This window comes from Hymenobacter aquaticus, assembly GCF_004765605.1.
Classification (GTDB): domain Bacteria; phylum Bacteroidota; class Bacteroidia; order Cytophagales; family Hymenobacteraceae; genus Hymenobacter; species Hymenobacter aquaticus.
In genome coordinates this window covers 37075-50750 of sequence record NZ_SRLC01000003.1, presented here as the reverse complement: position 1 = coordinate 50750, position 13676 = coordinate 37075, and the positions used below count along the sequence as shown (strand labels likewise).

General features: G+C 61.3%; 8 protein-coding genes. 6 read left to right on the top strand and 2 right to left on the bottom strand.

The window, feature by feature from the left end:
* The first annotated feature begins 120 nt into the window (after nucleotides 1-120).
* Nucleotides 121-468: a DUF2251 domain-containing protein gene (locus E5K00_RS20010; RefSeq protein ID WP_262710104.1), complete on the top strand. Its 348-nt coding sequence runs from the start codon at nucleotides 121-123 to the stop codon at nucleotides 466-468.
* A 102-nt stretch (nucleotides 469-570) separates the two neighbouring features.
* Here the strand turns inward: E5K00_RS20010 and E5K00_RS20005 are convergent, their stop codons facing one another.
* Nucleotides 571-1719, bottom strand: coding sequence for a PepSY-associated TM helix domain-containing protein (locus tag E5K00_RS20005; protein WP_135465093.1), 1149 nt, complete (start codon nucleotides 1717-1719; stop codon nucleotides 571-573).
* A gap of 149 nt (nucleotides 1720-1868) precedes the next feature.
* Nucleotides 1869-4340 (bottom strand): TonB-dependent receptor, encoded by a 2472-nt coding sequence (locus E5K00_RS20000; protein ID WP_135465092.1) that lies wholly within the window; start codon nucleotides 4338-4340, stop codon nucleotides 1869-1871.
* Nucleotides 4341-4520: 180 nt separating this feature from the next.
* On the opposite strand from E5K00_RS20000, the gene E5K00_RS19995 reads away from it, so the two are divergent.
* From E5K00_RS19995 to E5K00_RS19975, 5 genes are all read left to right on the top strand, one after another.
* Nucleotides 4521-5324: a tryptophan-rich sensory protein gene (locus E5K00_RS19995; protein WP_135465091.1), complete on the top strand. Its 804-nt coding sequence runs from the start codon at nucleotides 4521-4523 to the stop codon at nucleotides 5322-5324.
* Nucleotides 5325-5396: 72 nt separating this feature from the next.
* Nucleotides 5397-6161 (top strand): triose-phosphate isomerase, encoded by a 765-nt coding sequence (tpiA, locus tag E5K00_RS19990; protein WP_135465090.1) that lies wholly within the window; start codon nucleotides 5397-5399, stop codon nucleotides 6159-6161.
* A 273-nt stretch (nucleotides 6162-6434) separates the two neighbouring features.
* A complete protein-coding gene (locus E5K00_RS19985) occupies nucleotides 6435-6815 on the top strand; it encodes a DUF6150 family protein (RefSeq protein WP_245328365.1) in 381 nt (126 codons plus the stop codon).
* A gap of 459 nt (nucleotides 6816-7274) precedes the next feature.
* Nucleotides 7275-8105, top strand: coding sequence for a 50S ribosomal protein L11 methyltransferase (gene prmA / locus E5K00_RS19980; protein ID WP_135465089.1), 831 nt, complete (start codon nucleotides 7275-7277; stop codon nucleotides 8103-8105).
* A gap of 152 nt (nucleotides 8106-8257) precedes the next feature.
* Nucleotides 8258-13501 (top strand): hypothetical protein, encoded by a 5244-nt coding sequence (locus tag E5K00_RS19975; RefSeq protein WP_135465088.1) that lies wholly within the window; start codon nucleotides 8258-8260, stop codon nucleotides 13499-13501.
* Nucleotides 13502-13676 lie beyond the last annotated feature (175 nt).

The window sequence follows — 13676 nt, the reverse complement described above, 5'->3', positions numbered from 1 at the left end:
ACGAAAGGAGCCGCCCGTAGCAGGGCGGCTCCTTTTTTACTGCAAAAGACCGTTATGCTACTAGGTGCCGAAGAACAGATAAAAGTAGGCTAGCCTGAGCCCGGCCAGGAAAACCAGCTCATCAGCAGCACGGCCGCCGGCCACGAGTTTGAGGTGATGTTCGAGGACGACGGCGAAACCGGCTACCTCTACGCCCTGCGCAACGGCGCGGAGCTGGAAATCCTCGACGCGCTGCACATCTATAATGTAGCCGACGTGCAGGACCGCGAAACGCCCGTCACCGTCCAGGTTTTCTGGGACGTGGCCCAGACGACGGCCGCCCTCATCATTGCCGGCTACTGCCACGCACTGTATGACTTTCAGCGCCAGATGGGCTTTTGCCGCAATGCCTTCCCACCCGCCAAAAACGGCCAGACCGGCTCCCGGGAGCTGACCGACGAGCTGGTCGATAAGTACTTCGCTGCGTAGCTTCGTTGCCCGGTGTAGAGACGCGTATTCGCGTCTCAATCGTTGAACGATAATCGGTAGGGTAAACATCATCAGCAACGATTGAGACGCGTATTCGCGGCTCTACATCGTTCGAATGGCTGCTACTTTGCCGCGCTGCTTCTTAGGCTTCTGGCGGCGGCCCCACCACACCAGAAAGCCCGTGACGGGCAAGCTGGCCGAAATCAGGCTGCCCAGGAAGGCCAGAATTTTGCCGCCCAGACCCAGCGCCTGGCCCGTGTGCAGGTCGTAGTTCACGTCGGCTACCTTCTGCCCGTTGCTCTTGCTGGCGTGCGGAATGGCCTTGAGCAGCTGCCCCGATACCGGGTGGAAGTAGTATTCGTCGCGGTGGTAGTAGTACAAAGCCCGTTCGTAGGCAACGCTGTAAACCGGCTGCTTGGGTGAAGCCGGCAGGCCCAGGAAAATCATCTTGGCCGTGGGGGAGCTGCGCCGGATTTGCTGGTAGTACACGTCGGCCACGGGCCGGGGCGCGGCGGCCACGGTTTGCAGGGTGTCTACCGTCGGCGGCGTTTTCTCCTGCGGGTAGTCGTGGCCGGCGTTGGCGGCGAAGTACACCGACTTGAGCACCCACTCAAAGCTCATCATCAGCCCGGTCAGGGCCAGAAGCAGGGCAATGCTGGCCGCGTAAAAGCCCAGCACGTTGTGCAGGTCGTAATTCACGCGCCGCCACCGGGCGCCCCACTTGATGGTAAAGCTGCGTTTCCGGTCGGTTTTGCGCTTGGGCCACCACAGAATAATGCCCGTCAGGAGCATCACCACGAATACCAGCACCGAAATGCCCACCACCCAGTGGCCAACTTCAACCGGCAGCAGCAAGTACATGTGCAGGTCCTGTACGATGCTGAAAAAGTCTTTTCGCAGGTCGAGGTGGCCCAGCTCCTGCCCGGTATAGGGGTTCAGCGCGGTGGCAAAGTACGCGTCCTGCTTGTCGGTGCTGTACAGCACCGCCGACCGGTCGGGGCCCATGTACATAAAGAAGGCGGGCTTCAGCTCCGGGTGATTCCGCTTTACTACGGCCTGCAGGCGGGAAGGCAGCAGTTGTTCCGTGGGCTGGGCTGGCGCTTCCACCTTGCGCCACGAGGCCTGCGTCGCGTCCCGGATTTCGTCCTGAAACGTGAAGATGGCCCCGGTCAGGCTCACGATAAACACCACCAGCCCGGTGGAAAGCCCGAGCCAGAGGTGCAATGTGCCGACGACTTTCCTGAACGTCATAGCAGATTGTTGATAAAGCCTTGTTACTGGCCTGTCATCCTGAGCCAAGCGAAGGACCCTATCACGCCAGAACGAGTCATTGTCACGACCATCGTTCAACTGGTATAAGGTCCTTCGCTTGGCTCAGGATGACAGGCGTTTCAGACGAGTTAGAACTTGTAGGCCACGCTGCCCACCACGCTGCGCAATTTCTGCGGGCTGAGGGTGGTGTAGCCTACCCAGTATTGCTTATCGGTGAGGTTGTCCACCTTGGCCGAAATCCGGAAGCGGGGCTGGTCGTAGAAAGCCGAGGCGTTGAGTACGGTATACGAGGGCAGAATGAAGGCGCCGGCCGTCGTGTTCTGTACCTTATTCTCGCTGGCGTAGTTGCCCCCGAAGCCGAAGCCCAGCCCTTGCAGCAGGCCTTCGGGCAACCGGTAGCTCAGCCACAGGTTGGCTACGTAGGGCGAGGAAGCCGTGTTCGGGCGCAGGCCATTGGTGATTTCGGCGGTTTTCTGCAGCTTCGAGTCGTTGTAGCTGAAGCCGGCCACCGCGTTGAAGCCCGCGAATGGGTTGGCAATCAGGTTTACTTCCACGCCGTTGCTCACCTGGTTGCCGTCCTGGGTTTGGGCGCCGGGCAGATCCAGAGTGGGAGTGGGGCGCAGCACGTCTTTCACCTTGATGGCGTAGTAGCTCACCGTCGCGCTGAACCGGCCATCCACGGCGTCCAGCTTCACGCCGCCCTCCAGCTGGTTGGCGCGCTCGGCCTTGGCCCGCTGCTGCTGGTTGTTGACGTCGATGTAGGCGCCGTTCTGGTTATTGAAGCTGTTCTGGTAGTTGGCAAACAGCGCCACCCGGTTCAGCACCGGCTGAAACACCACCCCCAGCTTGGGCGACAGGTTGGTTTGGGTGTACGGGTCCACGGCCCCGTACAGAATACCGCCCTTGTAGTCGTACCGGTCGAGGCGCAGGGCGGCCAGCACGCTGAGGCGCTCGGTCAGGTTCAGCACATCCGACACGAAGGCGCTGTAGGTGTTCGACTTGGTGTTGTTGATGTAGGCCGGCGGGGTCTTTCCGGCGTAGAAGGCCTCCACGTTGGGGCCGCTGAACGTTGAATAGTCGTAGTTGGGCTGGTTGAGCGGCACGGTATCCACGACGCCGCCGAAAAACTTGATGTTGTTGTCGAGGCGCAGGAAGTCCAGGCCCACCACCACGCGGTTGCGCAGGTTGCCCAGCGTAAAGTCGCCGTTGAAGAGCTGCTGCACCTCGTAGGTGTTCAGCGTGCTGTTGCGCGTCGACTGGTCGGCCCGAAGCAGGGAGTGCATGCCGGGCGCGGGTACCGGGGCGCCTTTCTTGGCCAGGGCCGCGTCCGAAACCAGGTAGAAGTAAGGACCGAAGCCGTCCGAAAAGCTCTGGCCGGCGCTCAGGTTGGTCGAGGAAGTGAAGGCAGGCGAAATCCGGTAATTCACCTGGCCGAAGACGTTGGCGCTGCGCGAGGATTGCACCAGGCCGTTGCCCGCGTACGATTTGCGGTAGTCCAGGGGCAAATCCTCGGCCCGCGACACACCCAGCTCCGAAACCGGCGAGTAGAAGAAGAACAGCTGCTTGCCCATGTTCTGGCCCTGCATCAGCTCGGCATCCAGGTTAATGGTCAGCCGGTCGGTGGGGCGGTAGGTGAGGGTAGGAGCCACGGCGATGCTGCGGCCAAAGCCCTTGTCCTGGAAGCTGTCTTCGTACTGATAAGCCGTATTCAGGCGGAAAGCCAGGGTTTTGGGCTGGTCACTGGGAGCGTTGGGGTCCACCAGGTTCACGTCGGCGCTGATGCGGTGGAAGCCGTAGCTGCCGCCCGATACGCTGACCTCCCCGCCGAAGGTGTCGTAGGCTTTCTTCGTGACGCGGTTAATCAACCCGCCGTAGGAGGTCAGGGAGCTGCCAAAGAGCGTGGCCGACGGGCCCTTGATAACTTCGAGCTTCTCCAGGTTCACCGCGTCGATGTCGCTCGTGACGCCGCCCACGATGCCGTTGCGCAGGCGGCTCTGCAGAATAAAGCCCCGGCTGCCGTAGAAGCCGCCCCCGTCGCCGGCCCGGCCCGTCGCGTCCCACATCCGCTGCACGCCCGGGGCGTTGCGCAGGGCATCATCCACGGTAAACACCGACTGCTCGGTCAGCAGCTCCTTGCCCACGGTGGCGTACACCTGCGGGTTTTCCAGGTTCTGGAGCGGCATCTTGCCCACGTACTCCGACTCTTTGCGGGCAAACTTGTTGGTGCTTTTGCCTTCCACGACCACCTCCTGCAATTGCTCGGTGCTTTCCGTCAGCACGAAGTTCTGGGTGCTGGTTTCGCCGGCGGCCAGCTTCACGCGCCGCTCCTGGGAGCCGAAGCCGACCAGCCGCACGTGCAGCGTGTAGCTGCCCGCCGCCAGGCCCGCAATCTGAAAGTTGCCTTCCGCGTCGGTGTTGGCACCCTGCGCGGTGCCCTTGATGCCCACGCCCGCCCCGGCCACGGCCTGTCCGCCCGGATTAGTAATTCGCCCCTGAATGGTAGCCGTCTGGCCCTGGGCGGCCAGGGCCAGCGCGGAAAATAACAGCGTCAGAACAGCCAGGAGCAGCTGCCGGAATATAGGAAGAGAAGAGTGTTGCATGGGGTAACAGTGGTTTGAACGCTGCAAACCTCCGACGGGAAGCCGACTTATCCAAGCTTATTTAGACTTAATATAAATAATATTTAGAATTAATTCAAATAAGTCTAAATCTGAGTGTCTTATTAATTCCGTAATTGCGATGTATCCTGCCTCGGGCGGCCGCCCGTCTTTTTCACCCCTATGGAATTGAGCAACTCTACAGTCCGGGTGCGCAGCCACACCCCGGTTTCGGCCTGGCGCTGGCTGACCACGCTGAGCATCCTCGGCAACATTGGCCTGAACTACTGGGCCAACGCGCGCCCGTTCAACGGGCAGACAATGGGCATGGTGTCGGAGCAGTACCCCACGCTGCTAACCCCGGCGGGCTACGCTTTCAGCATCTGGGGGCTGATTTTCCTGACCCTGACCATCTACGCCGCGTGGCAGCTGCTGCCCGCCCAGCGCCAGACTTCCCTCCCCGACGCCATTGCCCGCCCGCTCACGCTGGCCAGCGTGGCCACGGCCCTCTGGGTGGTGCTGTTTGCCTACGAACTGATCGAGATGAGTGTGGTGACCATGCTGGTAATTCTGCTGGCCCTGATGCTCACCTACGGGCGGGTGCGCCGCTACGTGCAGGCCCGCAAGGTGCCGCGCTGGGTTAGCGTGCCCTTCTCCCTCTACCTGGGCTGGATTTCGGTGGCGACGGTGATTAACGTGACCATCGGCCTGCGGGAGCTGGGCGTGCAAACCGACCTGAACATCTCGGTGCTGCTCACCCTGCTGCTGCTGGCGGTGGTGGTCGGGCTGGCCCTGACGATCAGCAACGTGTTTCGCGACCTGGTGTACCCGGCCGTGGTGGTGTGGGCTCTGGTGGCTATCTGGGCGGCGCAACGTATGGAGTATCCCGAGCTGGGCTGGGCCGCGCTGGGCGGGGCCGTGGTCGTGCTGGCCGGCAGCATCGGACTGGCCCTGCGCAAGTCGCGGCGCCGGGGCAGTCAGTCGTAACGCGCGCCGTTGCTCGCCCGATTTATTGTTTCTTTGCGGGCAAACGATTCATTTCTCTCCCAACTTTCTCTTATGCGCAAGAACATCGTCGCCGGCAACTGGAAAATGAACATGACTTACCAGGACGGCCTCGCCCTGGTTTCGGAAATCACGAATATGGTAGCCGACGAAACGCTGGGTGCCAACGTGGAAGTGGTCATTGCGCCGCCCGCGCCGTTTCTGCACTCCATCGGCAAGCTGCTGAGCGAGGGTGGCCGGATTCATCTGGGCGCGCAAAACTGCCACCAGAAGGAAAGCGGCGCGTTTACCGGCGAGGTATCGGCCAAGCAGCTGCAGTCGGTGGGCGTGGAGTACGTGATTCTGGGCCACTCCGAGCGGCGCCAGTATTTCCACGAGGACGACGAGCTGCTGAGCCAGAAGCTCAAGGCCGTGCTGGCCGCCGGCCTGAAGCCCATCTTCTGCATCGGCGAGTCGCTGGAAACCCGGGAAGCCGATGAAACCTTCGACTTTCTGGCCGCCCAGCTCAAGAACGGCCTGTTTCACCTCTCCAATGAGGAGTTCGACCAGGTAGTTATTGCCTACGAGCCCATCTGGGCCATCGGCACCGGCAAAACCGCCACCAGCGAGCAGGCCCAGGAAGTGCACGCCTTTATCCGGGAGCAGATTGCCCGCGCCTACGACGCCGAAGCGGCTCAGAACACGACCATCCTGTACGGCGGCTCGGCCAACGCCCAGAACGCCCGGGAGCTGTTCGGCCAGCCCGACGTCGACGGCGGCCTCATCGGCGGCGCCTCCCTCAAGTCGCGCGACTTCACCGAGATTATCAAGTCGTTTTAACGGCTGATTGCTTACTGCTAGAACGTCATGTCGAGCAAAGCGAGACATCTCGCGTGCTGAGGTTGCCGGAGTAATCTGATTACCATTGCACGCGAGATGCTTCGGCTGCGCTCAGCATGACGTTCTTCTGTTTTCGTAGTTTTCCAAAACAAGTTGGCTGGGATTATAACGTGCTGGCCATGTCGTAGCCGAACTTCCCCGCCGGTTGCCGTTGTTTAGCTGGCAGCATCTTTGCCTTCTGCCGCTCTCCGAATCAGGCTTTACTTTCGACTTATGCTCCTCTCTCTGTTGCTCTCCAGCTGGCTGGCCCTGAATCCGTTCCGGGCCGCGCCCCGCGTGCCTTTTGTGGCTTCGGCCGCGCCGGTGGGCTCCATCGACCCATGCCTGATTTACGGCTCGGTGTACCTGGAAACCGACCCGTACCGGCGCAGCTACTGCTTTGCCACCGTGTACCAGGAGCCCGAGGAAGCCTTTTCCGATTTGCTGGTCTTTCAGGAAGAAAACAAGCTGTTTGCCGATAAAGCAGGCTTCTGGTACCAAACCTCCGCCCGCGACTTCGCCGACTACGTGCTGTTCGTGACCGACAAGCGCGCCCTGGCTGACTTCTCCATTCACTACACCAAATCCCGCTCGTTTGCCGGCTGCCGCAAGTAGCAGGCTGGCTGCTCAGATACAAAAAAGCCCGATCCAAGCAACTGGAGCGGGCTTTTGCTTTGGAGGAGAGGTTTATGGCTTTACCAGCTTCATGCGGGGAGCTGGCTTTGGTATCATTCCCGGTGGTGTCGCCGGCTTTCGCTGGGCCTTGCAGCCCAGCAGAGCCGCGTCAGGCAGGAGAGGAAAGGATAGTTTGTCTCCTGAAAAAGGGTAGCAGGAATGGCACGGGCCCGCTACTCCAGTGGCGCGGTAAATAAATGAGCATTTATATTATTAAATGTTTTTAGCACCATTCTGCCCTCGGCCCGCCGGGCCCGCCGGAACCCGGAACCGCAATGCTGCTGTTGCCCAGCACTGGTAATAAGCGGCTTGGTTGCGGCGCACCGGTTTTTTCGTGCGAACTTGCCCTCTTAATCACCAAAGCCCTTGTGGCTTTTTCCGCCTCAACAACTGAATAAGATGGATTTTGTAGAAGTACGCGTACAGGCCCCCCGTGAACTTGCTGATATTCTGGTAGCCGAGCTGGCCGAAGTCGGCTACGACACCTTCGAGGACAACGACGAAGGTTTCTGCGCATACATCGGCGAGGGCGACTTCAACCCCGACGCCGTGGCCGAGGTCATGGCCCGCTACGAGGGGATGGGCGAGCTGGGCTACGAGCACCGCGTGATTACGCGCCAGAACTGGAATGCCGAGTGGGAAAAGAACTTCCAGCCCCTGATTATTGCCGACCGGGTGTCGGTGCGGGCCCCGTTCCACGAGAAGCCCGAGGGCCTGGAGTACGAAATCGTGATTATGCCGCGCATGTCCTTCGGCACCGGCCACCACGAAACCACCGCCCTGATGATTGAAAACCAGCTCGACATCGACCACCAGGGCAAGCGGGTGCTCGACATGGGCTGCGGCACCGGCATTCTGGCCATCATGGCCGTGCACCTGGGCGCCCAGGAAGTGCTGGCCGTGGACGTGGAGCCCTGGACCGTGGAAAACGCGGCCGACAACGCCGCCGAAAATAATTGCACCAATATTGAGTGCCGCCTCGGTGGGGTAGAAGTGCTGGCGGGCGAAGCCCCGTTCGACATTATTCTGGCCAACATCAACCGCAACGTGCTGCTGGAGGATATGCACGCCTATGCAGCCCTGCTGCCCCAGGGCCGTCCTATCCTATTCAGCGGCTTTTATCAAGAGGATTTATCCAAGATTGAAGCCGAGGCGACGAAACACGCATTGGTCTATCAGTCACACCGAACCAAGAATAACTGGGTTTCGGCGATTTTCACGAAATTGTAGCCGTCGTATCAGGTCTTGACGGAAAAAGTATGAAGCAACTTGCTTTTGGGTGGCTATGCGCGGTGGTGTTGGGACTCAGTACCCCCGCCTGGGCCCAACAAACGAAAACTCCCTCCAAACAGCCCCCGGCCGCCGCGCCGGCTGCCCCGGCCTTGCCCAAATTCACGGGCAAGCTCTCCAAGGAGCCGGCGCAGTTTATCATCGACGTGCAGTCGATGATGGTGGCGGCCAACAACGCCCAGGCCAAGGTCGTGGGGGCCCGGCTGCAGCAGCTGTGGGCCAGCAACAAGCTCACGGCCACTCAGCAGGCCCGCATCGTGGAGATTTCGCAGCAGATGCTGCTGCGCAAATACAAGCCGCATCCGGCCATTGAGGGCTTCTACCAGGGCGTGGTGGCCGGCGCCACGGTGCACAGCTTTTCCGACAAGCAGATGGACGACTTCCTGGAAGTGGTGGTGAAAACCGTCAACCGGGAGCAGCTGGCCAGTGCCGAGAAGTTTCTGGTCAGCGCGGGCCAGTTCCTGGATTCCAAGACCCTGTACCAGTCGCGCTACAACACGCTGCGCGTGATTGGGGGCACGTTCGACTTCGCCTACAACGAAACCGACATGCCCCAGCCCGCGCCGGCCCCGCGCCCCGCGCCGCCCGCCGCGGCCGTCGTGACGCAGCCGCTGAAAACTACTACAACGCCCGCCGCTAAACCGGCCGCCAAGCCCGCGCCCAAGAAAAAGAGCAGCGGCTGGGACACCGGCGACGTGTGGGACACCGGTAGCGGCTGGGGCGACGATGGTTGGGGCGCTCCCAAGAAAAAAACGGCGGCCAAAGCCCCGGCGGCGAAGGGCACCACGGCTCCGGCCGCGGCTCCCGAGCCCGAACCCGCCTTCGAGCCCGCCCCGGCCTACTACGACTCCTACGTGGCCCCCGCCACGCGCGGCCCGGTGATGCTCATCAAGGACGCGGACCTGTTTATGGCCACCGCCGGCGACTCTATTTTCCTGCGCAAAACCAGCGGGGTAGTGGTGCCCGGCACCAACCGCTTTATCGGGCGCGGCGGCCAGTACACGTGGTCTATCAAGCAGAACTTGGTGACGGCCGAGTTCGTGAACTACGACTTTGACATGGGCAAGGCCGAGTTTACGGCTGAGCCCGTGACGCTGACTTACCCCGCCGTGCTGGAGGCCCCGATTCAGGGCGCTTTCTCCTACAAGAGCGTGAAGAAGAAGACCGGGGCCACCGATACCGGCTACCCGCGCTTTATTTCGCTCACCAACGACGCCCGCGTCAAGAACATCGGTGAGAACATCCGCTACTTCGGCGGTTTCTCGCTGGCCGGCAGCCGTACGCTCTCGGCCTCGCTCGATGGCAGCCTTTCGCGCATCATCGTGGACGTGGACGGCAAAACCAAGTTCCGGGCTTCGTCGCGGGCCTACCTGCTCGGCGATACGCTGATTTCGGCCGACCGCGCCGCCGTGACCATCTTCCAGGACAAGAGCGACTCGCTGACCCACCCCGGCGTGAAGCTGCGCTACTCCAAGACCCGGCAGGTACTGCAGCTGGCCCGCGAGGATGGCCTCTACAAGACCACGCCCTACACCGACTCGTACCACCAGATGGAAATTGCGACGGAGCTGCTGACCTGGCCGCTCAAGACGCCCTACATCAACCTGGCCATCCTGACCGCCAAAAACCAGGTGACGGCCAACTTCGAGTCGAAAGAGTTCTACACCAACACCCGTTACCAGCAAATCAAGGGCATCAACAAGCTGCACCCGCTGCAGCTGGTGGTGGGCTACAGCCAGCAGAACGGCAACGCCAAAACCTTCACGGTGCAGGACGTAGCCACGGCCCTGAAAGTGAAGGAGCCCAACGTGCGCTCGGCCGTGGCCGGCCTGGCCAAGGACGGCTACGTGCAGTGGAACCCCCAGACCGAGCAAATTGTGCTGCTGCCCAAGGCCATGCACTACGTCAACTCGTCGCGCGGCAAGAAGGACTACGACCACATTGCCATCCGCTCGTTGTCGCCCTCGGGCAAGAACGCCACGCTCAACCTGGCCACCAACGACCTGATCGTGCGGGGTGTGGACCGCTTCAACTTCTCCGACGACTCCGTGACGGTGTTCGTGAAGCCCGACAGCAGCGTTATCAAGATCCAGAAAAACCGGGGCGTGCTCTTCAACGGTACCGTGGTGGCCTCGGCCTTTATTTTCAAGGGCAAGGAGTTCCGCTTCGACTACGACGGCTTCTACGTGGACCTGGTCAAGATTGACTCCATCATCGTGAAAGGCAAAGGCTCGAAAGGCTCGGTGATGAAGGCCCGCAAGGAAACCGACTTCGCCCTGACCAACAAGAACAAGACCTCGGCCGGCCGCCTCTACATCAACGCGCCCAACAACAAATCGGGCCGCAAGAAGCTGGGGGCCTTCCCCTCGTTCGATGCCAGCACCGGGGCCTACGTGTTCTTCAACAAGCCCGAAGTACTGGGCGGCGCCTACGACACGACGGTGTACTTCGACATTCCGCCCTTCAAGCTCGACTCGCTCAACAACAAGAACCGCTCGGCCGTGGGCTTCAAGGGCACGTTCGTGTCGGGCAATATTATGCCCGAGTTCAAGACCAAGCTGAGCTTGCAGGAAGACGGCTCCCTGGGCTTTGTCTACGACCTGCCCAAGGAGGGCTTCCCGCTGTACGGCGGCAAGGCCAAGCTCTACAACAAGGTGATGATGAGCAACCGCGGTATTCAGGGCATCGGGGAGGTGAAATACCTGACCGGCGACCTGTTCAGCGACCAGTTCATCTTCTACCGCGACTCCGTCGTGACGGTGGGCAAAACCGCTACCATCGCGCAGGGCCCACTCAACGGGGTGGAGTTTGCCAAGGTGTCGCTGTTGCCGGGCTACCAGATGAAGTGGGTGGTGAAAGCCGACTCGATGTACCTGAGCACCCAGCGCGACGGGCAGCCGATGAAGTTCTACGCCGGCGACTACAACTACAAGGGCACGGCCATTCTCACGCCCGGCGGCCTCTACGGCGACGGCCGCATGGACGGCCCCCAGTCGTTTATCCGCTCCCGCGCCTTTGTGTTCAAGCCCACCAGCTACTCGGGTAAGAAGTCCACGCTGAGCATCAAGTCGGCGGAGGCCAACAAGCCCGCCCTGACGGCCAACGAGGTGGCCTTCCAATACGACATCAAGCAGGGCTTCGCCGACTTCTCCCGCGAGGAGGGCAGCAAGGCCAGCATCGACTTGCCGTACTCCGACTACCGCACCACGCTGAGCGGCGGTAAGTGGGACTTCAAGAAGAAAATCGTGCAGATGCGCGTGGCCGCCGGCGCCGACTCGTCGCGCTCCTACTTCTACTCGACCAAGCCCGAGCAGAAGGGCCTGAAGTTCCGGGCCAGCACCGGCCAGTACGACTTGAGCCGCTACCGCCTCATTGCCGGCGGCGTGCCCTACATTGCCGCCGCCGACGCCTGGATTGAGCCCGACAGCAACAAGGTCTACGTGCTGGCCGGTGCCCAGATGCGGGCTTTCCAGAACGCCCGCATCACGATGGACACCCTGGCCAAGTACCACAACCTCTACAAGGGCGAAATCAAGATTCAGTCGCGCACCTCGTTTATGGGCAACGCGCTGTATAGCTACAAAAACGCCTCCGCCGACTCCTTTGCCATCAAGTTCACCAACTTCGCCGTCGATTCGGCGGCCGTGGCGGGCTACACCCGCAAGGGTGGCGGGGGCAAGGGCAGCAAAGGCATCCTGAAGAAAAAGGACGACGACGACACGCCCTTCGCGCCGCCCACCACGGCCGTGGCCACCATTCAGGCCACCGACAAGTTCCACCTCGCGCCCCGCATTGCGTACCGCGGGGCCGTGAACCTGAACTCGCAGAAGCGCGGCTTCACCTTCGACGGGCAGAGCCGCCTGGAGTTCAGCAAGAGCGCAGCGGCGGCCGAGTGGTTCCCGGTGCAAGACAGCATCGACCCCAAAGGCATCCGCATCAAGCTCATGGAGCCCAAGACGGACGACGGCACCCCGATGGTGTCGGGCTTCTACCTCTCCGATGCCACGGCCAAGGTGTACCCGCTGTTCGTGGCCGCCAAGCCCGGCATTACCGACATGAACCTGTTCCAGGTCGACGGGATGCTGAGCTTCGACGCCAAGAAGGGCGACTACACCATCACCCGCAACGACCTCTCGGACCCCAACGTCTACGAGGGCAGCGTAATGACCCTGCACGACTCGACCGGGGCCCTCGACTTCCGCGGCAAGGTGCAGCTCATCAACTCCAACAAGGACTACACCCTGCAGTCGGCGGCCGTGGGCTATGCCAAGCCCGACAGCAGCATCTACCGCCTCGATACCTTCATGACCTTCGACATTAACCTGCCCGAAAAGGCCGTCGAAGCTATGGGAACCGATATGGCCACCAACTCCAAGGGCCTCACCGAAGCCCTGGACGGTTCGCCGGCTCTGATGTATAAGATGGGCGAATTCATCGGCAGCAAGGGCGTGCAGAACTACATGGACCGCAAGGGCGGCTACACCCCGCTCCAGAAAGTCTCGCCGAAGTTCCTGCACACCCTGGTGCTGAGCAAAGTGGATCTGCGCTGGTCGGAGAAGTTCAAGGCCTGGTATTCGGTGGGCAAGATTGGCCTGGTGAGCATCGGCAAGAAGGACATCAATGCCCAGATTGACGGCTACATCGAAATCAAGAAGGAGACGACCGGCGACGCGGTGGAAATGTACCTGGAGGCCGAGCCCCAGACCTGGTACCACATCCGCTACGCCAACAACGTGCTGCTGACCAAGGCCCAGCACGGCTCCTACGACGAAATCGTGGGCTTCAAGGCCAAGGGCGACTACAACACGGCCACCGAGTACGGCTTCTACCTCGGCGACGAGCAGGAGAAGGACCTCTTCACCCGCCACTTCCGCAAGGATTACCTCGGCGACAACAGCAAGCCCAAGGCCGCCCCGGCCCGCCCCGTGAGCACCGGCAACTTCGACTTCATGGAAGACAACAAGAAGAAGAAAAAGAAGGAGAAGGACGCCGCCTTCGACGACGGCAGCCAGCCCGCCGCCGATGCCCCGGTAGAGGATACCTCGTCTAACAAGAAGAAGAAAAAGGACAAGGAAGCCGCTGCCGCCGACGACGCCGCGACGGACCCCGCTGCCGCCCCGGCCGAGGACACCGGCAAGAAGAAAAAGAAGGAGGACGCCGCTGCTACTCCCACCGATCCGCCGGTAGACGAAGGCAAGACGGCCGCCCAGCTCAAGAAAGAGGAAGCGGCCAAAGCCAAAGAGGCCGAAAAGCTCAAGAAGGAAGAAGAGAAGAAGGCCAAAGAGGCCGAGAAAAAGAAGAAAGCCAAGGAAGACGACCCCTTCGGCGACTCCTAAGCTTCTCCGCTCTTAACCGCAACACAGCCCCGCCCGGACCCCGGCGCGGGGCTGTTTTTTGGCGGGAACCCCACCCCAACCCCACCCCAACCCCTCCCCTCTGGGAGAGGGGCTTATTTTACTTTGGCAACGACATCGTTGCAGCAATTGCAATGCTAACCTAAGCCCCTCTCCC

Excerpts from the sequence above, each read along its gene's own strand:
- E5K00_RS20005 (WP_135465093.1), bottom strand. The coding sequence starts at position 1,719 with ATGACGTTCAGGAAAGTCGTCGGCACATTGCACCTCTGGCTCGGGCTT.
- E5K00_RS20000 (WP_135465092.1), bottom strand. The coding sequence starts at position 4,340 with ATGCAACACTCTTCTCTTCCTATATTCCGGCAGCTGCTCCTGGCTGTT.
- E5K00_RS19995 (WP_135465091.1), top strand. The coding sequence starts at position 4,521 with ATGGAATTGAGCAACTCTACAGTCCGGGTGCGCAGCCACACCCCGGTT.
- tpiA (WP_135465090.1), top strand. The coding sequence starts at position 5,397 with ATGCGCAAGAACATCGTCGCCGGCAACTGGAAAATGAACATGACTTAC.
- E5K00_RS19985 (WP_245328365.1), top strand. The coding sequence starts at position 6,435 with ATGCTCCTCTCTCTGTTGCTCTCCAGCTGGCTGGCCCTGAATCCGTTC.
- prmA (WP_135465089.1), top strand. The coding sequence starts at position 7,275 with ATGGATTTTGTAGAAGTACGCGTACAGGCCCCCCGTGAACTTGCTGAT.